General features: G+C 72.6%; 16 protein-coding genes. 12 read left to right on the top strand and 4 right to left on the bottom strand.

Going from position 1 to position 20,657, the window contains the following annotated elements:
* Positions 1-8: 8 nt before the first annotated feature.
* On the top strand, positions 9-1,466 hold the full coding sequence (locus tag ACQEXA_RS14965; RefSeq protein ID WP_433130326.1) for a sensor histidine kinase: 1,458 nt from the start codon (positions 9-11) through the stop codon (positions 1,464-1,466).
* Between the two features lie 48 nt (positions 1,467-1,514).
* Here ACQEXA_RS14965 and ACQEXA_RS14960 read toward each other — a convergent pair whose 3' ends face one another.
* On the bottom strand, positions 1,515-1,925 hold the full coding sequence (locus tag ACQEXA_RS14960) for an N-acetyltransferase family protein (protein ID WP_433130324.1): 411 nt from the start codon (positions 1,923-1,925) through the stop codon (positions 1,515-1,517).
* A 171-nt stretch (positions 1,926-2,096) separates the two neighbouring features.
* On the opposite strand from ACQEXA_RS14960, the gene ACQEXA_RS14955 reads away from it, so the two are divergent.
* The 9 genes from ACQEXA_RS14955 (at position 2,097) to ACQEXA_RS14915 (ending at position 13,976) form a co-directional block, all read left to right on the top strand.
* Positions 2,097-2,768 (top strand): response regulator, encoded by a 672-nt coding sequence (locus ACQEXA_RS14955; RefSeq protein WP_433130323.1) that lies wholly within the window; start codon positions 2,097-2,099, stop codon positions 2,766-2,768.
* A 100-nt stretch (positions 2,769-2,868) separates the two neighbouring features.
* Positions 2,869-3,618 carry a GntR family transcriptional regulator gene (locus tag ACQEXA_RS14950; RefSeq protein WP_359403846.1) on the top strand — a complete coding sequence of 250 codons (750 nt, stop codon included), beginning with the start codon at positions 2,869-2,871 and terminating at the stop codon, positions 3,616-3,618.
* Between the two features lie 137 nt (positions 3,619-3,755).
* Positions 3,756-4,760, top strand: coding sequence for a sugar ABC transporter substrate-binding protein (locus tag ACQEXA_RS14945; protein ID WP_432934299.1), 1,005 nt, complete (start codon positions 3,756-3,758; stop codon positions 4,758-4,760).
* Positions 4,757-5,824, top strand: a complete 1,068-nt coding sequence (locus ACQEXA_RS14940; RefSeq protein ID WP_433130321.1) for an ABC transporter permease — start codon at positions 4,757-4,759, stop codon at positions 5,822-5,824. Before ACQEXA_RS14945 ends, ACQEXA_RS14940 begins: the two co-directional genes overlap by 4 nt.
* Positions 5,821-6,633, top strand: a complete 813-nt coding sequence (locus ACQEXA_RS14935; RefSeq protein ID WP_359403766.1) for an ATP-binding cassette domain-containing protein — start codon at positions 5,821-5,823, stop codon at positions 6,631-6,633. Before ACQEXA_RS14940 ends, ACQEXA_RS14935 begins: the two co-directional genes overlap by 4 nt.
* A 127-nt stretch (positions 6,634-6,760) precedes the next feature.
* Positions 6,761-7,906, top strand: coding sequence for an ROK family glucokinase (locus ACQEXA_RS14930; protein WP_432934305.1), 1,146 nt, complete (start codon positions 6,761-6,763; stop codon positions 7,904-7,906).
* A 74-nt stretch (positions 7,907-7,980) separates the two neighbouring features.
* Positions 7,981-8,490 (top strand): sugar kinase, encoded by a 510-nt coding sequence (locus tag ACQEXA_RS14925; protein WP_433130319.1) that lies wholly within the window; start codon positions 7,981-7,983, stop codon positions 8,488-8,490.
* A 132-nt stretch (positions 8,491-8,622) separates the two neighbouring features.
* The gene (locus tag ACQEXA_RS14920) at positions 8,623-11,427 is read left to right on the top strand and encodes an SNF2-related protein (RefSeq protein ID WP_433130317.1); all 2,805 of its coding nucleotides are present in this window, start codon (positions 8,623-8,625) and stop codon (positions 11,425-11,427) included.
* Between the two features lie 413 nt (positions 11,428-11,840).
* Complete coding sequence (locus ACQEXA_RS14915) at positions 11,841-13,976, top strand: SWIM zinc finger family protein (protein ID WP_433134566.1); 2,136 nt, start codon at positions 11,841-11,843, stop codon at positions 13,974-13,976.
* 28 nt (positions 13,977-14,004) lie between these two features.
* Here the strand turns inward: ACQEXA_RS14915 and ACQEXA_RS14910 are convergent, their stop codons facing one another.
* The 3 genes from ACQEXA_RS14910 to ACQEXA_RS14900 all read right to left on the bottom strand — a co-directional run bounded on the left by ACQEXA_RS14910 (position 14,005) and on the right by ACQEXA_RS14900 (position 18,209).
* Complete coding sequence (locus ACQEXA_RS14910; protein WP_433130315.1) at positions 14,005-15,486, bottom strand: multicopper oxidase family protein; 1,482 nt, start codon at positions 15,484-15,486, stop codon at positions 14,005-14,007.
* A gap of 307 nt (positions 15,487-15,793) precedes the next feature.
* On the bottom strand, positions 15,794-16,984 hold the full coding sequence (locus tag ACQEXA_RS14905; RefSeq protein WP_433134565.1) for a sensor histidine kinase: 1,191 nt from the start codon (positions 16,982-16,984) through the stop codon (positions 15,794-15,796).
* A 538-nt stretch (positions 16,985-17,522) separates the two neighbouring features.
* On the bottom strand, positions 17,523-18,209 hold the full coding sequence (locus tag ACQEXA_RS14900; RefSeq protein ID WP_433130313.1) for a response regulator transcription factor: 687 nt from the start codon (positions 18,207-18,209) through the stop codon (positions 17,523-17,525).
* Between the two features lie 146 nt (positions 18,210-18,355).
* Here ACQEXA_RS14900 and ACQEXA_RS14895 point away from each other — a divergent pair, with 146 nt between their 5' ends.
* Both ACQEXA_RS14895 and pcaC read left to right on the top strand, forming a co-directional pair.
* The gene (locus ACQEXA_RS14895) at positions 18,356-18,898 is read left to right on the top strand and encodes a hypothetical protein (protein WP_433130311.1); all 543 of its coding nucleotides are present in this window, start codon (positions 18,356-18,358) and stop codon (positions 18,896-18,898) included.
* Between the two features lie 454 nt (positions 18,899-19,352).
* Positions 19,353-20,651, top strand: coding sequence for a 4-carboxymuconolactone decarboxylase (gene pcaC / locus ACQEXA_RS14890; RefSeq protein WP_432934319.1), 1,299 nt, complete (start codon positions 19,353-19,355; stop codon positions 20,649-20,651).
* Positions 20,652-20,657: the final 6 nt, after the last annotated feature.

Raw genomic sequence — 20,657 nt, 5'->3', positions numbered from 1 at the left:
GGCCGACCGTGAGCGGAGACGAGTCGGCACGTCCCGCGGGGACGTCGCCCCGCCCAGAGACGGCCATGGAAGGCGTCCGAAGCGCCCTTGGCCTGTTGCGGACCGGCCGGCTGCGGCGGCCGGGGGCTCCTCTCGTCCCCGCCGCCCGGCCCGCGCCCCAGCCGGTGCCCGCGCCCCAGCCGGTGCCCGCGCCCCAGCCGGTGCCCGCTCCCGCTCCGGTCTCGCGACCGGCGACGGGGCAGGCGGGATACGGGCTGCCCCGGCACCGATGGTTCCTGCCCTCCGCCGTGATAGCGGAGCTGAATCCCGGAGCCGGGCGCGCGCGGCCCCGGCGTACCGTGCGGGACTGGGTCGTCGACTTCGGGTGCTTCGTCCTGGCGGTGCTCATCGCCTGTGCCGCCGGAGCCACGGTGGGACACGACCACCACATCTCGCAGGGCCTCGCGGCGGCCGACAAGGGACTCGGCGGGCTCGCCTGCCTCGCCGTCTGGCTGCGGCGCCGCTGGCCGCTCGGTCTCGCCGTGGCGATGCTCCCGGTGGGCCTGGTCTCCGATACCTCGGGCGGCGCGTGCATGATCGCCCTCTTCACCGTCGCCGTGCACCGGCCGTTCAAGTACGCCGTCTGGCTCGGCGGCGCGCAGTTCGCGCTCATCCCGGTCTTCTACTGGCTGCGCCCGGACCCGGGCATGCCGTATCTGGCCAGTGTCGCCGTCACCGCCCTGTTCACGGCGGCGGTCGTCGGCTGGGGCATGTTCGTACGGTCCAAGCGGCAGCTCATGCTGAGCCTGCGGGACCGGGCACGGCGGGCCGAGACGGAGGCGGCGCTGCGGGCCGAGCAGGCCCAGCGACTGGCCCGGGAGGAGATCGCGCGGGAGATGCACGACGTCCTCGCGCACCGTCTGACGCTGCTGAGCGTGCACGCGGGCGCCCTGGAGTTCCGGCCGGACGCGCCCCGCGAGGAGATCGCACGGGCGGCGGGGGTGATCCGGGAGAGCGCGCACGATGCACTGCAGGACCTGCGGGAGATCATCGGGGTGCTGAGGGCGGGCGACTCCGACGACGCCGGCCGCCCCCAGCCGACGCTGGCCGCGCTCGACGCCCTGGTCGCCGAGTGCCGTCTGGCCGGCATGAAGGTCGTCCTTGTCGACCGCCTCGCCGATCCCGCCGCCGTGCCGGCCTCCGTGGGCCGCACCGCCTACCGCATCGTGCAGGAGGGCCTGACGAACGCGCGCAAGCACGCCCCCGGGACCGAGGTCACGGTCACGGTCGTGGGCGGGCCCGCCGACGGCCTGACCGTGACGGTGCTCAATCCGGCGCCGCCCGGAGAGGTCCCGCACGTGCCCGGATCCGGGCAGGGCCTGATCGGTCTCACCGAACGCGCGACCCTGGCCGGCGGCACCCTCGACCACGGCACCGGGGACGACGGCGGCTTCCGGGTGTGGGCGTGGCTGCCCTGGCCCGGGTGAGCGCGGGCCGCGTGGTGTGCGGCTGGTTCAGCCGAGCCGCAGCGTGTGTCACACCTCGTCGACGTCCGCCACATGGCGGTCGACCTCGACGAAGCCGCGTTGGTGCGCGAACCGCAGCCCGTCCGCGTTGACGCCGAGCACGATCGTCTCGATCACCTCGGCGCCCAACCGCCGCGCCCGCTCGACGCCCCGCTCGTAGAGCTGCCCGCCGAAGCCCTGCCGGCGGTGGGCGGGCAGGATCCGGGCGATGACCATGGCCGTGCCGTCCTTCGGCGGGCGTACCGTCGAGCAGCCCACGAGGACGTCGCCCAGGTACGCGACCTCCAGGTGATGGCGCGTCACCCGCTCGCGGACGTCGTCCGGGGAGAGGGGGTCCGCCGGGATGATCTCGTTGTGGACGTGACGCCAGTCCTCGAGCGTGGCGTCATCGTGCGGCTGTTCGAAGCGAAGGCTCGGCATCGCAGCAGAAAACCGGCGGCCCTTCGTCGGCGTCAACCGAATTCCCGGCCCCGCACGGCACCTCGGGCCGAGCGTCGGAGGTGCGCGGCACCACCGGCAGCCCGCCCCGCCGCCGCGCCCGGCGCGGCAATCCCCTCATCGACGGGGCCGTGCGGTCAATACCGTAGGGCCATGACCGCGATCCGACTGCTCCTCGTCGACGACGACCCCCTCGTACGGGCCGGCCTGTCCTTCATGATGGGCGGTGCCGACGACATCGAGATCGTCGGCGAGGCCGCCGACGGCAGCGAGGTCGAGCGGCTCGTCGACCGCACCAGGCCCGACGTCGTCCTCATGGACATCCGGATGCCGACCGTCGACGGACTGGCCGCCACCGAGCTGCTGCGTCGCCGCGCGGACGGACCTCAGGTCGTGGTCCTCACCACCTTCCACGCCGACGAGCAGGTGCTGCGGGCGCTGCGTGCGGGCGCCGCCGGGTTCGTCCTCAAGGACACCCCGCCCGCCGAGATACTCGACGCGGTACGCCGGGTCGCGGCCGGCGACCCGGTGCTGTCGCCCGCGGTCACGCGGCAGCTGATGGCGTACGCCGCCGGGGCCGGGCCCGGCACCCGGCGCCATGCCGCACGCGAGCGGATCGCGGCACTGGGCGAGCGCGAACGGGAGGTCGCCGTCGCGGTCGGCCGGGGCGCCTCGAACGCGGAGATCGCCGCCGAGCTGTACATGAGCGTCGCCACGGTCAAGACGCATGTCTCCCGGCTCCTCGCCAAGCTCGGCCTCAACAACCATGTGCAGATCGCCCTGCTGACCTACGACGCGGGACTGCTGGACGAGCCCGGGCACTGAGCGCGGCGCAGGTGTCAATTCAGTTTGTCTGGACAATCGGACTACACAACTTCCCGTCAAGGAATGCCGGAGCTACGCTCGGGCCGTGCCGAAACCACTTGTGGATCCGACCGTCTCGCTCCAGCTCAGCGTCGACCGGAACAGCCCAGTACCGCTGTACTTCCAGTTGTCCCAGCAGCTGGAGGCCGCGATCGAGCACGGGTCGCTGACGCCGGGCAGTCTGCTGGGCAACGAGATCGAGCTGGCCGCACGGCTCGGGCTGTCCCGGCCCACCGTCCGCCAGGCCATCCAGTCCCTGGTCGACAAGGGCCTGCTCGTGCGCCGCCGGGGTGTCGGCACACAGGTCGTGCACAGCCAGGTCAAACGTCCACTGGAGCTCAGCAGCCTGTACGACGATCTGGAGGCGGCCGGGCAGCGGCCCGCGACCCGTGTGGTCGTCAACACCTTCATGGCGGCCTCCGCCGAGGTCGCCGCCGCGCTCGGCGTGCCCGAGGGCAGCGAGGTGCACCGGCTCGAGCGGCTGCGTCTCGCGCACGGCGAGCCGATGGCGTACCTGTGCAACTACCTGCCGGCCGGCCTGCTCGACCTCGACACCGAGCAGCTGGAGTCGACCGGTCTGTACCGGCTGATGCGGGCCACCGGCATCACGCTGCACAGCGCCCGGCAGTCCGTCGGGGCCCGGGCCGCCACCGCGGTCGAGGGCGAACGGCTCGGCGAGCCCGAGGGCGCCCCGCTGCTGACCATGCAGCGGACCACGTTCGACGACACCGGCCGTGCCGTCGAGTTCGGCACCCATACCTACCGCGCCTCGCGCTACTCCTTCGAGTTCCAGCTGCTCGTCCGCCCCTGAATCCGGCCCGAATCCGCCCCCGAGCCCGCCCCTGAGACCGTCCTCTCACCCCTCACCAGGCCCCTGACCTGCGGCGTCGATCCGCGGTCAGCGATACTTGGTAGTTCAAAGCAACTACGCAAGAAGGGCACGGCCTCGTGGCACGGACCAGGACCTGGGCAACCATCGCGCTCGCAGGAGCGCTCGGCCTATCCCTCGCGGGGTGCAGCAGCCACGGCGGCAAGCGTGCCGAGGACGCCCGCAATGCCGCCGCCGCCCAGGGTCGCGCAGCGGTGGACACGCCCCGGTGGACCTTCGCGATGATCACCCATTCGGGTGATGGTGACACCTTCTGGGACATCGTGCAGAGCGGCGCGAAGCAGGCCGCCGTCAAGGACAACATCGACTTCCTGTACTCGCACGACGCCAACGCGCAGCAGCAGGCGCAGCTCGTGGACGCCGCGGTCGACCAGAAGGTCGACGGCATCATCGTCACGCTGGCCAAGCCCGAGGCGATGAAGGCCGCCGTGGAGCGGGCCGAGAAGGCCGGCATCCCGGTGGTCACGGTCAACTCGGGCTCCGCTCAGTCCAAGGCGTTCGGCGCGCTCACCCACATAGGCCAGGACGAGACGATCGCCGGCGAGGCGGTGGGCCAGGAGCTCGACAAGCGCGGCAGGAAGAAGGTCCTGTGCGTGCTGCACGAGCAGGGCAACGTGGGCCACGAACAGCGCTGCGCGGGCGTGAAGAAGACCTTCCACGGCACCGTGGAGAACCTCTACGTCAACGGCACCAACATGCCGGACGTGCAGTCCGCCGTGGAGGCCAGGCTCCAGTCGGACAAGTCCGTCGACGCGGTCGTCACCCTCGGCGCCCCCTACGCCGACACCGCCGTGAAGGCCAAGGCCGACGCCGGCAGCGGGGCGGAGATCGACACCTTCGACCTGAACGCCAAGGTCGCGGCCGGGCTGAAGGACGGGACCCTCGGCTTCGCCGTCGATCAGCAGCCGTACCTCCAGGGTTACGAGGCGGTCGACCAGCTCTGGCTCCACAAGTACAACGCCGACGTCCTCGGCGGCGGCAACCCGGTCCTCACCGGACCGCAGATCGTCACCAAGGACCAGGCCGCGGCCCTCGAGCAGTACACGAAGCGGGGGACACGATGACCGTCACGGCACCGGCCTCCGCGCCCAAGACGCAGCAGGAGCGGACGGCGGACGAGCGGCTCCTGAGGACCTCGCCGCTGAAGAGAGTCCTCGGCAGGCCCGAGTTGGGCTCGGTGGTCGGCGCGCTCGCCGTCTTCCTCTTCTTCTCGCTCGCCGCCGACAGTTTCCTGCGGGCGTCCAGCCTCAGCACCGTCCTGTACTCGGCCTCGACGATCGGCATCATGGCCGTGCCGGTCGCCCTGCTGATGATCGGTGGCGAGTTCGACCTGTCCGCCGGTGTCCTGGTGACGACGTCGGCGCTGGTCTCCTCGATGTTCAGCTACCAGATGACGGCCAACGTCTGGGTGGGCGTGGGCGTGTCCCTGCTGGTCACGCTGGCGATCGGGGCCTTCAACGGAGTCGTGCTGACCCGCACGAGGCTGCCGAGCTTCATCGTCACGCTCGGTACGTTCCTGATGCTGACGGGGGTGAACCTAGGCCTGACCAAGCTGATCAGCGGCACGGTCTCCACCAAGTCGATCTCCGACATGGACGGCTACTCCTCGGCCAGGGCGGTCTTCGCCTCCACGCTCACGATCGGCGGAGTCCCCTTCAAGATCACCATTCTGTGGTGGTTCGCCCTGGTCGGCCTCGCCTCCTGGATCCTGCTGCGCACCCGGGCCGGCAACTGGGTCTTCGCGGTCGGCGGCAACAAGGACGCGGCCCGCGCGGTCGGCGTCCCGGTCGGCAGGACCAAGACCGGCCTGTACATGGGCGTCGCGCTCGGCGCCTGGGCCTCCGGACAGCACCTGCTGTTCTCGTACGACGTGGTGCAGTCCGGCGAGGGCGTCGGCAACGAGCTGATCTACATCATCGCGGCGGTCATCGGCGGCTGCCTGATCACCGGCGGCTACGGTTCCGCGGTCGGTTCCGCGGTCGGCGCGTTCATCTTCGGCATGACCGGCAAGGGCATCGTCTTCGCCCAGTGGAACCCCGACTGGTTCAAGTTCTTCCTGGGAGCGATGCTGCTCCTCGCGACCCTGCTCAACGCCTGGGTCCGCAAGCGTGCGGAGGCCACGACATGACGACGGACGTCACGGAGCGCACCGCGCTCGTCCACCTCGAAGGGGTCGGCAAGCAGTACGGCAACGTCCGCGCGCTCGACGGCGTCGGGCTGGAGGTCCACGCGGGCGAGATCACCTGCGTCCTCGGCGACAACGGCGCGGGCAAGTCCACCCTCATCAAGATCGTCGCCGGGCTGCACCGGCACGACTCGGGGAGCTTCCGCATCGAGGGCGAGGAGACCCGTCTGTCCTCCCCGCGCGAGGCGCTGGACCGGGGGATCGCCACGGTCTACCAGGACCTCGCCGTGGTCCCCCTGATGCCTGTGTGGCGCAACTTCTTCCTCGGCTCCGAGCCGCGCAGGGGCATCGGCCCCTTCAAGCGCCTCGACGTCGACTTCATGCGGCGTACGACACGCGAGCAACTGCTGCGCATGGGCATCGACCTGCGCGACGTCGACCAGCCCATCGGCACCCTGTCCGGTGGCGAACGTCAGTGTGTGGCGATCGCGCGGGCCGTGTACTTCGGTGCCAAGGTGCTGGTCCTGGACGAGCCGACGGCGGCACTGGGCGTCAAGCAGTCCGGCATGGTCCTCAAATATGTGGCGGCCGCACGGGACGAGGGCCTGGGTGTTGTTTTCATCACCCACAACCCACATCACGCCTACCTGGTGGGCGACCGTTTCGTGCTGCTCAAGCGCGGCGAGATGGTGGGCAGCCACATCCGCCAGGAGATCACCCTGGAGGAACTGACGCGCCAGATGGCGGGCGGAGAGGAGCTCGACGATCTCCGTCACGAGCTGGAGAACCGCGCCTCGCAAGAGGCGGGCTGAAGGGGCACCGGGCTCCGCCGCGTGCGCGTGACGAGGCACGATGCACCCGTACCCGGAGGCCGTGCCGCACCGCCTGCTGCTCCCCCTGCGGAGCAGCGGGCGGCGGCGTGAGGCAGAATCGGGGCCGATGAGCACCTACCGCGACTTCACCCACCGTGGGTCCGCCCGGGCCACCGTCCTGCGGACCGTCGGCACGCGCGAGCGCCGCTCCCATCTGACGGCGCCACGCGTTCCCACGGTCGGCATCGACATCGGCGGTACGAAGGTGATGGCGGGCGTCGTCGACGCCGACGGCAACATCCTGGAGAAGCTCCGCGCCGAGACGCCCGACAAGTCCAAGAGCCCCAAGGTCGTCGAGGACACCATCGTCGAGCTCGTCCTGGACCTCTCCGACCGCCACGACGTGCACGCCGTCGGCATCGGGGCGGCCGGCTGGGTGGACGCGGACCGCAACCGCATCCTGTTCGCCCCGCATCTGTCCTGGCGCAACGAGCCCCTGCGCGACCGGCTGGCCGGGCGGCTCGCCGTGCCCGTCCTGGTCGACAACGACGCCAACTCCGCCGCCTGGGCCGAGTGGCGCTTCGGCGCGGGCCGCGGCGAGGACCACCTGGTCATGATCACCTTGGGCACCGGGATCGGCGGCGCCATCCTGGAGGGCGGCCAGGTCAAGCGCGGGAAATTCGGCGTCGCCGGCGAGTTCGGCCATATGCAGGTGGTGCCCGGCGGCCATCGCTGCCCGTGCGGCAACCGCGGCTGCTGGGAGCAGTACAGCTCCGGCAACGCCCTGGTCCGGGAGGCCAAGGAGCTCGCCGCCGCAGACTCGCCGGTGGCGTACGGGATCATCGAGCACGTCAAGGGCAACATCGCCGACATCACCGGCCCGATGATCACCGAGCTGGCCCGCGAGGGCGACGCGATGTGCGTCGAGCTGCTCGAGGACATCGGCCAGTGGCTGGGCGTCGGCATCGCGAACCTGGCGGCGGCCCTCGACCCCTCCTGCTTCGTGATCGGGGGCGGCGTCAGCGCGGCCGACGACCTGCTGATCGGTCCCGCCCGGGACGCCTTCCGGCGCCATCTGACCGGGCGCGGCTACCGCCCCGAGGCCCGTATCGCGCGCGCCCAGCTCGGCCCCGAGGCCGGCATGGTCGGCGCCGCGGACCTCGCCCGGCTCGTCGCCCGCCGCTTCCGGCGCGCCAACCGGCGCCGCGTGGAGCGGTACGAACGCTACGAGCGGTACGCGCAGGCCCGCCGCACCGCCAAGGGGTCCCTGTGACGGCAGCCGCCTCGATACCGCGTCAGTCGTCGCCGCCGGACGAGCCCTCGAGGCCTCCGGAGAGCCGGTGGCACATGATCCGCCGCCGGGCGCTGACCCTGCTGACCATCGTGCTGCTCATTGGCGTCCCGGCCGGCTACCTGGTGATCTCCGCGAACCAGAGCCGCAACAGCGGCAAGGACAAGGAGGCCAAGTACTCGGCCACCGGCCTCACCGTCGGCTGGCCCTCGCGCGTCCAGCGCCGTATCTACCAGGTGACGATCCCGATGGGCGCCACGAACGTCGCGTACTACGAGACGAACAACTGGAAGACCAGCAGGCTCTACGTCCAGTTCGACACCGACGACGCCGGCCTGACGCGGTTCCTGGGCCACCTGAAGACCACCCAGGCCGCGCTGAAGCAGGACGACATCGCCATCAGCGGGCGCGACCAGAACATCGTCAGCTGGAACTTCACCCGGCCCGGCTCCTGGTACGGCCTCGTCCACAAGCAGAAGAACCCGGCGCCCACCCTGGACATCGTGGTGAACAAGTCCCGCCCCCTGCAGCCCACCGTGTACGTGGTGTCCCGCACCATCCCCTGACGCACCGCTCCAGGCGACCCCGGTTCAGGCCCGCGCGTCCGTGCTCCGGCCGGAGTCGGAGCCGATTGTCGGACCCCGCCCGTACAGTCGAAGACGTCCGACGCGACGCGACGGCGGGAGGTGACCGGACGTATGGGAGAGCAGGTGGCCGAGGCCGCCGTGCCCGTGAGACTGGCCGCCGTCTTCCTGCCCGCGCCACTGCCCCGCGAGAGCCGGGTCGCCTTCTGGGACCCGGAGGGCGGACCGCCGCCGTCGGGCGCCACGGAGGAACTGACGGTCGTCCGCCCTCACGGGTCCGGAGTGCGCCGGGGCGGAGTGCCCGCGTTGCTGCTGCCGATCGCCGACGCGCTGCCGCTGCTCGCCCGGGCCCGGCGCGATCCCGCCGCCCACCCCGCCACCGCCTGCTGGGGCGCGGCCACGCTGCACGCGCTGCGGCTCGTCGCGCGGGGCCGCCTGCTGCCCGGGCTCACCCCGGACGGCTACGACGCCTGGCGGGCCGGGCCGCTGGAGCCGGACGACATCACCCACCTCAGGGCGATCGCCGCCGCGCTTCCGTACGAGGGCCATGCCGTCCCGCTCCCGGGCCGAGGACCCCTGCTGCTGCCCGAGCCCGAGGCGCTGGTGCGCGCCTTCCTCGACGCGGTGGCCGACACCCTGCCGCGCACCCCGGCCGCCGCCCACACCGCGGGCGGCCCGTTCGCCGCGCGCGAGCCGCAGCGTCTGCCGCACGCGCACGACTGGGCGGCCGAGGTCGCGGCGGGCATGGACGCGGGCGTACGGATCTCGCTGCGCCTGGACCTGTCGGCGTACGACCTGTTCGACGACGGCGAGGGCACCCACCGTGCCGGGGCGGCCGTCGTGCAGGTGCACAGCCTCGCCGACCCGACCCTCGTCGTCGACGCGGCGGCGCTCTGGGCCGGTGAGGCGGACGCGGTCTTCGGCCCCCGTACCCGGGTGGACGCCGCCCTGGCCGTACGGCGCGCGGCCCGGGTATGGCCGCCGCTGGACCGGCTGTGCGAGCAGGAGGTGCCGGACGTCCTGGCGCTCTCCGAGGAAGAGCTCGGTGATCTGCTGGGTGCCGCGGCCGGCCGGCTGGGCGCGGCCGGGGTCGCGGTGCACTGGCCCCGCGACCTGGCGCAGGACCTGACCGCGGCCGCGGTCGTACGGCCCGCTCCCGGCTCGGCGACCGACGGCACGGGCTTCTTCGAGACCGAGGACCTGCTCCAGTTCCGGTGGCAGTTGGCGCTCGGCGGCGAACCGCTCACCGAGGCCGAGATGGACGCTCTCGCGGAGGCCCACCGTCCGGTCGTCCGGCTGCGCGACCGGTGGGTTCTGGTCGACCCCGCGCTCGTCCGCAAGGCCCGCAAGCGCGAACTGGGCCTGCTCGATCCGGTGGACGCGCTCTCCGTCGCGCTCACCGGCACCGCGGAGGTGGACGGCGAGACGGTGCAGGCGGTGCCGGTCGGCGCGCTGGCCGCACTCCGGGACCGGCTGACGGCGGGCATCGGCCCCGCGGAGCCGCCCGCCGGCCTCACCGCACGCCTGCGGGACTACCAACTGCGCGGCCTGGCCTGGCTGGACCTGATGACCTCCCTCGGCCTCGGCGGCTGCCTCGCCGACGACATGGGGCTCGGCAAGACGGTCACGGTCATCGCCCTGCATCTGCGCCGGGCGCGCCGCGAGCCGACCCTGGTGGTCTGCCCGGCCTCCCTGCTCGGCAACTGGCAGCGGGAGATCACCCGGTTCGCCCCCGGAGTGCCGGTCCGCCGCTTCCACGGCGCCGAGCGGACCCTGGACGACCTGGACGGCGGCTTCGTGCTCACCACGTACGGGACGATGCGGACGGCGGCGCCGCGGCTCGCCGAACAGAGCTGGGGCCTGGTCGTCGCCGACGAGGCGCAGCACGTCAAGAACCCGTACTCGGCGACCGCCAAGGCCCTTCGTACGATCCCGTCGCCGGCCCGCGTGGCCCTGACCGGCACCCCTGTGGAGAACAACCTCTCCGAGCTGTGGGCACTGCTCGACTGGACGACCCCGGGGCTGCTCGGCCCGCTGAAGTCCTTCCGCGCCCGGCACGCACGCGCCGTCGAGAACGGCGAGGACGCGCAGGCAGCGGAGCGGCTGGCCCGCCTGGTCCGCCCCTTCCTGCTGCGCCGCAAGAAGTCCGACCCGGGCATCGTCCCCGAGCTGCCGCCGAAGACGGAGACGGACCACCCGGTGCCGCTCACCCGCGAACAGGCCGCGCTGTACGAGGCGGTGGTACGCGAGTCCATGCTGGCGATCGAGACGGCGCAGGGCATCGCCCGCCGGGGGCTGGTGCTGAAGCTTCTCGGTGCGCTCAAGCGGATCTGCGACCACCCGGCGCTGTATCTGAAGGAGGACACGGGCACGGCCACCGGCCTCATCGCCCGGTCCGGCAAACTCGTGCTGCTGGACGAGCTGCTGGACACACTGCTGACGGAGGACGGCTCGGCGCTGGTCTTCACGCAGTACGTCGGCATGGCCCGGCTGATCAGCACACATCTGGCCTCGCGCGCGGTACCCGCCGACCTGCTGCACGGCGGCACCCCGGTGCCCGAGCGTGAGCGGATGGTGGACCGCTTCCAGAGCGGAGCGACCCCGGTCCTCGTCCTGTCCCTCAAAGCGGCGGGCACGGGCCTGAACCTCACCCGGGCGGGTCATGTCATCCACTTCGACCGCTGGTGGAACCCGGCGGTGGAGGAGCAGGCCACGGACCGGGCGTACCGCATCGGCCAGACCCAGCCGGTCCAGGTGCACCGCCTGATCACCGAGGGCACGGTGGAGGACCGTATCGCCGAGATGCTGGAGTCCAAGCGGGCGCTGGCCGACGCGATCCTGGGCTTCGGCGAGTCCTCCCTGACGGAACTGACCGACCGTGAGCTGGCCGACCTGGTGTCGCTGAGGAGGACCGAGTGAGCGCCCGGCCCGGACCCGGCGAGGAGTCCCACGCCGGCACCACGGGACCTCCGGGAGAGACGCCACGTCCAGCGGACGCGGCACGCCGTGCGCTACGGGACGCGCGGGAACGGGCCGGTGAGCTCCCCACAGGCGACGTCGAGATCGCCGGTTGTGAGCGGGATGGGCGGGAGCGGTCCGGTGAGCCTCTCGCAGGCAGTGCGGATGTCGCCGGTCGCGAGCGGGATGGGCGGGAGCGGTCCGGTGACCCTTCCGCAGGCGGTGCGGACATCGCCGGGAGCGAGCGGGATGGGCGGCCGGGGGACGCGGCGCGCGCGGCGTTGCGGCGGGCGAACGCGGAGCGCCGGAGCGGCCAGGCGGCCGAGGCGTCCGTCATCCGGACCCCGGAATCCGGCGCGGAGGATGCGGCCGCAGTGAGTGAGGCGGGTGCGCTTACCGGTCCCGTCCGTGCGAGTGGACCGGCGGCGCGTCCCGGTGATGCCGCGCGCGAGGCGTTGCGGGCGTCGCGGGCAGAGGTGGAAGGTGAGCCAACGGACGTCGGGGAGAGGGGTGTTGAGCCTCACTCCGACGCGGGCACCTCGGAGTCCGGCGCGCAGGACGCGGCTGCTCTGCGCGCCGGTCCGCTCACCGGTCCCGTCCGTGCGAGTGGACCGGCGGCGCGTCCCGGTGATGCCGCGCGCGAGGCGTTGCGGGCGTCGCGAGCAGAGGTGGAAGGCGAGCTAACGGGCGCCGGGGAGAGGGGTGTTGAGCCTCACTCCGACGCGGGCACCTCGGAGTCCGGCGCGCAGGACGCGGCTGCTCTGGGCGAGGCTGGTCCGCTCACCCGTCCCGTACGTGCGAGTGGACCGGCCGCGCGTCCCGGTGATGCCGCGCGCGAGGCGCTGAGGGCGGTGCGGGAAGAAGCGGAGGGTGAGCGAACGGACCTCAGAGAGAAGGGCGTTGAGCTCCGGCCCGGTGCAGGGACCTCGCATTCGTCCGCCGCTCATGGGAGGAGCCGTGACCGGGAGCGCCGCACCCCCCGCACCGGTACACCGGACGCCCCCCAGCTTCGGGACCTTCGGGAGCTGCTCGCCGGGGCCTTCGAGGCACCGGCGCCGTCGGCCTCCCGGGACAGGGGGGTCTCCGGCGAAGGGGAGCGCGACGACCGGCGGGAGCCCGGTCGCGCGCGGGTGCGGCAGCCGTCCGCACGGCCCGCGCCCGACACGCGGAGCCGCTCCTCGCAGGACCTCCCGGACCAGGGTCCCGGCTCCCCGGAGTCCGGGCCGCCCCCGGCAACCGCACGCTATCCGCGTTCCATGGCGGCTCCCGGCCGCGACGGCGAACTGCGGCGGACCTTCGCGGCGCTCCCCGCACGGCCCGCGGCGCAGGGCGACCGGTTCGCCGGGACATGGTGGGGCAATGCCTGGGTCGCCGCTCTGGAGGAGGGGGCCCTCGACGCGGCCCGGCTGGCGCGGGGCAGGGCGTACGCGGGCCGGGGGAACGTGGACGCGATCACCGTCACACCCGGTCTTGTGCTCGCCTATGTGCAGGGGAGCCGCCCGCGCCCGTACCGCGTACAGGTGAGGCTGCGGACGTTCTCCGACGACGAGTGGGACCGCTTCCTGGATGCGGCCGCCGAGCGCCCCGGGCACATCGCCGCGCTGCTGGACAAGCAGGTGCCGCAGTCCCTCGCCGAGTGCGGTGTCCGGCTGCTCCCGGAGGCCGGCGATCTCGAACCGCGCTGCAGCTGCCCCGACTTCGGGCATCCCTGCAAGCACGCGGCCGCCGTCTGCTACCAGACCGCGCGCCTGCTCGACCAGGACCCCTTCGTGCTGCTTCTGCTGCGCGGCCGCGGCGAGCGCGAGTTGCTCGACGCGCTGTCCCGGCGCAACGCGGCGCGCGAGGCCCGGGCCGCGCAGGACAGGGAGGCCCCACCCGTTCCCGGCGTACGCGCACGTGACGCCGTGGCCCGCGAGGCACTGCCGCCGCTCCCCGCTCCGCTGCCGCCGCCCGCCCATCCCGAGCAGCCGCCGGTCTATCCGGGAGCGCCGGGCGGCCCGGACCCCTTCGCGCTGGACCAGCTGGCCACGGACGCCGCGACCCGTGCACACGCGCTGCTGACCAGGGGGTACGACCCGGTCGCGGAGCTGACACTGTGGCAGGACGCGGTACGGCTCGCCGCGGCCCGCCCGGGTTCGGGTCTCACCGCGGGGACACGGGCGCTGTACGCCTCGCTGGCCGCCGCCACCGGACGGACCCCGGCCGACCTGGCGCGGGCGGTCGCCGCGTGGCGGCAGGGCGGCCGGACGGCACTGGCCGTACTGGAGGAGCCCTGGGATCCGCCGGCGGGCCGCTTCGACCGGGCCCGCCCCCTGCTGCTGGCGGCGGACCTGCCGGCCTTTCGCCCATGGCGCAACCGCCTGACCCACCCGGACGGCCATGTCCAGCTGCGCCTCGGTCAGGACGGCCTCTGGTACGCCTACGAGTCGGAACCGGGCCACGAGGACTGGTGGCCCAGGGGCACCCCGGACCTGGATCCGGTCGGCGCCCTGACGGGTCTGGGGGCGTGAGCGCCGTCGGTCCTCCCGCCGGCGGCGGTCACTGACTCTCCGGCTCGTGTTTCTGGTCGACGATGTCGAGGACGGCCATCATGCCGCTGTCCTTGTGGCTGAGGATGCCGCAGTGCAGGACTGTCTTTCCGGGGAAGTCGGCGAAGCGGACCCGGACGACGATGTTGCCCTGCGCCGGGACGTTCACCGTGTCGTACCAGCCGTGGGTGGGGTCGTAGGGCTTTCCGTTGACGCTCATCAGCTGCAGGCCGTTGGTGTGGAGGTGGAAGGACTGGTCCTCCTCCGTGGCATTGCGGATGTTCCACTCCTCGACGGTGCCGAGTACGGCGGTGAGGTCGGTCCTCTGCGGGTCGTACGTCCGGCCGTTGATGAAGTACTGCGAGCCCCAGTAGTTCTCCGTGAAGACCATGGTCTTGCGGTCCGCGATCGTCGCGTCGGACAGGTCCTCGTGCGGGGCGAAGTCGGTCGGGATGGCGGCCGGGGTCGTGCTCGGGCCGCTGGTGACGACGGTGGCCAGGTTCGCCTGGGGGAACTTGTACCCGGCGGACCCGGTGTCGTACGGGAGGGTCTCCAGCTGGGTCGTACCGGGGTTGCCGCCCTGGACGAGGACGTCGAACCGGGCGCCGGAGGGCATGAGCAGGGTGTCCTGGGAGTAGACCTTGGTGACGGGGATGCCGTCCTGGGCGAGCACATGGAAGCTGGTGCCGTTGAGATGGACCTTGTAGTAGATGTTGGCGCCGATGTTGGCCAGACGCCACAGCTGGGTCTCGCCGGGCCGGATGCTGATCACGGGGTTCTGCTGGCCGTTGACGGTGCGGTTGGTGGGCGCGCCGATGCTCAGGGGACGGGTCTTGATCGAGTCGCCCTGGATCTGGTCGTCCTTCAGCGCGATCGTGTGCTCGGTGATGTCGCGCAGTGACGGCGGCAGGTACCGCTGGAGCCCGTCGACGATGATGATGCCCGACTCTCCGCCGACGACCTGGGCGGTGGACCGCAGGTCGGCCTGCGAGTGGTACCAGTAGGTCCCCATGGGCTGACTGCGCGGAATCCAGTACTTGTAGTGGTACGACTGCTTGTACTTGATGGCGGTGAACATGTCGTCGGCGGGGGCGGTCGGTGACACGTGCAGGCCGTGCAGATGCAGCCTCGTGCTCTCGTCGACGTTGTTGGTCATGGTGATGTCGATGTGGTCACCGGGTCGCACCCGCAACGTGGGCGGCATGTACGCCCCGTTGTACGTGGTCGCGTACAACTGACGGTCGCCGACCTGGACCTTGTGCCGTTCCACCTTGATGGTGGTCTTGAGCAGGCCGTCGCGGCTGACCACTTCCGGAGGGTCCTGCAGAGCCGGACCCTGGCCGGTGTCCGCGCCGCTCTCCTTGGGCCCGGTCTGGTGATGGCCGTGCTCGGCCGGGTCGGGGCCCGCGCAGCCGGCCAGCACGGCGGTGGCGAGGACCAGGCCGGCAACCAGCCAGGTCAGCGGAGAACGACGAGTAGTAGGCCTGGTCACATCTCTCCCCAGGGAAGCTGCGCCGGGCGGGCGAGGCCCGGTTGCGGAGTCACGACGACCGCCGGCGGTCCGTCCTCCGGAGCCTAGGGCGACGGAGGACCACAGCCGGCTGGTGCGCGACCCGGGGCGGCGGCATCCGCTCAAACGGCAGTACACGGAGCACCTGAATGGGTGTGTCCGATCGGCGGCCCCGTGTGCGAGCGGGCGGCGGATCGGCGGCACTCGTCGCGTCGGCGTGGGCCGTGCTGACGACCGCTCGTGCGGTACGGCATGGAGTTCCCCGCGGGGACGTGCTCCGTACTCGTCGTCACTTCGCGCGCGGAAGCCGGGCGCGGAAGACCGCTCCCTCGCCGGGATCACCCCCGACGGTGAGCGAGCCGCCGTGCCGCAGCACCACGTCCCGGGCGATGGCCAGTCCGAGACCGGCACCGCCTGCATCGCGGCTTCGGGCCTCGTCCAGGCGGACGAACCGCTCGAAGACCAGCTCCCGGTCCTCCGGAGCGACCCCGGGACCGTCGTCCGCGACGGTGAGGACGATGTCGTCGCCCTCGACGGCTGCGGTCACCAACACCGCGCCCTTCGCGTGGCGTTGAGCATTGTCCAGGAGATTGGCGAGGACGCGGACGAGCTGTGTCCTGCTCCCGGTCACCGCGAGCGACTCGCCCTCCAACGTCACGGCGGGGGCGAACCGGTCCGTCGCCGCCCGCGCGGCCACCTCTTCCCGTATCAGGTCCGCGAGGTCGACACGCGCGTGGGCCGGACTCTCCCCGGCGTCCAGCCGGGCGAGGAGCAGCAGGTCGGTGGCCAGGTGCTGCAGGCGTACGACGTCCTGGACGAGGTCGTGGGTGTCCAGCAGTTCCGGGTGCGCGTCGGCGACCTCCAGTTGGGTGCGCAAGTTGGCGATGGGGCTGCGCAGTTCATGGGAGGCGTCGGCGATGAAGCGGTGCTGCCGCTCCACCGAACTCTCCAGGGCGGCCAGTGTCTGGTTGGTGGTGCGGGCCAGCCGGGCGATCTCGTCCCCCGACCAGGGCTCGGGAACCCTGCGGGACAGGTCGCCGCTCCCCGTGATCTCCGCCATCTCGGCGCGGATACCCTCCACCGGCCTCAGCGCGTGCCGAGTGACCAGCCAGGTCACGGCCGCCACCACGGCGAGCAGGAACGGCAGACCGGTCAGTAGCGACTTCGTGACCTGGTCAAGGGTGGCTTGCTCCTCCTCCAGGGAGACCCCCGCATAGACGGTGTAGGTGCGGCCGTCGTAGGTGGTGCCCTGTACGGCGGCGAAGCTGTAGTCGTGGGTCGCGCCGGCCACGGTGGCCCGGATCGTGCGCCGCTGCACGTCGGTGCCGACCTTGCCGCGCGGGGGGCTGCTGGTGGCTCCGCCGTGGTCGTCGCCGGTCGGCCCCTCGCTCTTCCCGTCTGGCGTGGCGGAGCCGTCGTCGCTGCCGCCGTGGTCGTCAGCGCCCCGGCCTCGGCGCCCGTGGTCGTCCACGGGGACCACGGTCCGGGCGATCCCGCCGCGGACGGGGACGTACACGGCGGCGAGCACGCCACCCGGAACGCCCGCACTGGTATTCGCGTGCGCGGCCGTGCCGGTCACGCCTGCTGTCCCGGACGCCGACGGGGAAGGCGGTACGAATGCCGCTCCCGACCCCGACGGGGAGGGCGCTGCGGACGCCGGTGCCGTGGGAGTAGGGGAGGCGGTGGACGCGGGCGCTGCGGTGCTGTCCGCCGCCCGGGCGTAGTCGGCGACGGGGGCACGGCCCGCGAGGGCGGCACCGGCGCCCAGCACCTGCCCGGCCGAGTCGACGACCTGGACCACGCGCCCGTCCTCCGGCAGGTGGAGCCGGTCGAACCGGCCGTTCAGCGCGTCCTGGGAACCGGCCACCGTACGGGCGGTGACCTCGGCCTCCAGGCCGGCCCGTCCGGTGAGGTTGTGCCGGAGCACCGCGACCACACCGAAGCCCGCCGCGACCAGCGCGAGGCAGACCACCACGGTGGCCGCGAGCGCCGCGCGTGCCCGGACCGACGCCGGCAGCCTAGGCATCGCGTCCCCCTTCGGCCTCCAGGCGGTATCCGGCGCCGCGCACGGTCTTGATGGAGCGGCGTCCGAACGGGACGTCGATCTTGCGGCGGAGCGCGCTCACGTAGACCTCGACGATGTTCGGGTCGCCGTCGTAGGCGAAGTCCCAGACGTGCGTGAGGATGTCCGCCTTCGAGACCACCTCACCGGCGTGCCGTGCGAGGTGTTCCAGTACCGCGAACTCCTTGGTGGTCAGGGCGACTTCCTCCCCGTCCCGGGTCACGCGCCGGGCTCCGGGATCAAGGCTCAGACTGCCGACGCGCAGGACCGGGGAGCCGGTGCGGCCACGGCGGCGCAGCAGGGCGCGGATGCGAGCCTGGAGGACGACGTAGGAGAACGGTTTCGTCAGGTAGTCGTCAGCGCCGGTGTCCAGGCCCTCCGCCTCGTCGTATTCGCCATCCTTGGCGGTCAGCATCAGGATGGGCGTGTCGTCGCCCTCGTCCCGGAGCGAGGCGCAGACCCGGTAGCCGTTCATGCCGGGGAGCATGATGTCGAGCACGATCAGGTCGTACTCCTGCTCACGGGCCAAGTGCAGCCCGTCGACACCGTCATGGGCCACGTCGACGGCGAAGCCCTCGGCGGCCAGTCCGCGTGCGAGGGCGGTGGCGAGGCGTCGCTCGTCCTCGACTATCAGCAGGCGCATGGCGACAGGGTGTCAGAGCCTTCCTGCAGACGGCTTCAGGTTGCTTCAGCCTGGCTTCAGGATGCGTGGCGCACGGTGGTTCCCGTCCGGTGAAGGCGCCGGACGGACTCCGCGGACCGGCCGCGGAGCGAAGGAGGGGACACATCATGAGCATCTTCCGGCTCACCGGCCGCCGTCGAACCATCGCAGCCGTGTGCGTCGCGGCGGCCGTGATCGGCGGAGGCGCCGTCACCGCCACGGCCGTCGCCTCACCGGCCGGCCACCAGGCCCCCGGCCCCGTCACCCCGTCGACGCACCACCAGCGGCACGGCACGGACGACCGGGGCGCGGACGACCACGGCCGCCACTCGGGCGCGGACGACCACGGCCGTCACTCGGGCGCGGACGACGGTGCCCGCGCCGGCCTGGACGACTCCCGCACCGCACCGGCGACCCAGGGCATGCCGGGCGCCGCCGTGGAGGACCGGCCGCACGCCGACGACTATCCGACCGCGCATCACGGCCGCTCCGGCGACCGGAGCCCCGAGGCCCGGCACCACGCCGACGATCCGGCCGGCGACGACCGCGGCGGTGCGCGAGGTCGCGGCGCGGACGACCCCGCTGGTGACGACCACCATGGGCGCGGCTCGCACGACGGCGGGGACGACCACCACGGCGGCGGCTCGTACGGCGGCCGCGACGACCGCTGACGGCTCCGGACCACGAAGCCGACAGGCCGACAGGCCGACAGATCGACAAAGCTCGGCCGTCTGACGGTCGGCAGATTGGCGAGATCGGCAGCCGGGCACGTCCTGCGGGTCAGTCGACCCGCAGGACGTGCTGACCGGCAGATCGGCGAACGGGCACACCGGCAGACGCGAGACCGACCGGGGCGGGCCGAGGGCCTGCGGGTCACCACCGTGGCAGCCACGGGCCGCGGCCGGTGGGACTCCCCGGGCAGGGCCACCCACCCCCAGACCCTGCCCGGGGGCCCTCCGCCCGGAGTGCCGGCGGCGGTCCGGACTCCGCCAGGTGAGGACCGCGGGAAGCACCTGTGAAGGCGGCCGTGAAAGATCTTCGCCAAGCGGCCACGAAGTGGGACGGCTCGCATGGGGTTGCGACCCCTGCTCATGAGAAATGGGCGGATGTGAGAGCGTGAGTCGAGTGAGTGAGACGACTGCCGCACCCCTGCAATACCGCTTTGACGGGCCAGAAGACGCCCCGGTCCTGATCTTGGGGCCGTCGCTCGGGACAACATGGCACATGTGGGACCGCCAGGTCCCGGAACTCGCCAGGCAGTGGCGCATCTTCCGCTTCGATCTACCCGGGCACGGCGGCGCCCCCGCGCACCCGGCGGGCTCCGTCACCGACCTGACCACCCGGCTCCTCGCCACCCTGGACAGCTTCGGTGTGCAGCGCTTCGGCTACGCGGGCTGCGCGCTCGGCGGTGCCATCGGGGTCGAACTGGCGTTGCGCCACCCCGAACGCCTCGCCTCCCTCGCCCTGATCGCCGCCTCCCCCCGCTTCGGCACGGCCGACGAGTTCCGCCAGCGCGGAGTGATCGTCCGGTCCAACGGGCTCGACCCGATCGCCCGGATGTCCCCGGAGCACTGGTTCACCTCCGGGTTCGCGGCCGCCCAGCCCGCGATCACCGAGTGGGCGGTGCAGATGGTGCGCACCACGGACCCCGGCTGCTACATCGCGGCCTGCGAGGCGCTCGCCGCGTTTGACGCACGGGCCGCACTCGGCCGTATCGGCGTCCCCACCCTCGTCCTGGTCGGCTCCGACGACCGGATCACCGGTCCCGCCCAGGCGCGGACCCTGGTCGCCGGGATACCCGACGCGCGGCTCGCGGTCGTCCCCGGCGCCTCCCATCTGGTGCCCGTCGAGCAGCCCGCGGCGGTCACGGATCTGCTGGTCCACCACTTCTCGACCGCGTGGCAGCCCGGATTCGACGCGGTGACCGGCCAGATGGCGGCGATCACCGCGTCTCCGGTGAAACCCGTCCTGTCCGCGGCGCCGCTGGTGGCCCCCCGGGCCGAGATCGCCCCGGTGGCCGTACCGCTCGAGCCCGGGGGCAGGCCCGACCCGTACGACGCGGGGATCAAGGTCCGCCGCGAGGTGCTCGGTGACGCGCACGTCGACCGGGCGCTCGCCGCGGCGGACGACTTCTCCGGGGACTTCCAGGAGTTCATCACCCGGTACGCGTGGGGCGAGATCTGGGACCGGCCGGGCCTCGACCGGCGCGCGCGCAGCTGTGTCACGCTCACCGCGCTGGTGGCGGGCGGCCACCTGGAGGAACTCGCCTTCCACACCCGGGCGGCCCTGCGCAACGGGCTCACTCCCGGCGAGATCAAGGAAGTGCTGCTCCAGGCCGCGGTCTACTGCGGCGTACCCGCCGCGAACAGCGCGTTCAAGGTGGCCCAGCAGGTCATCCGGGAGGAGACGACTCCTCAGGCATGATCGTCA

The sequence above is a fragment of the Streptomyces sp. CA-106110 genome (assembly GCF_050936285.1).
Classification (GTDB): Bacteria; Actinomycetota; Actinomycetes; order Streptomycetales; family Streptomycetaceae; genus Streptomyces.
This window is presented reverse-complemented; position numbering and strand designations above follow the sequence as displayed.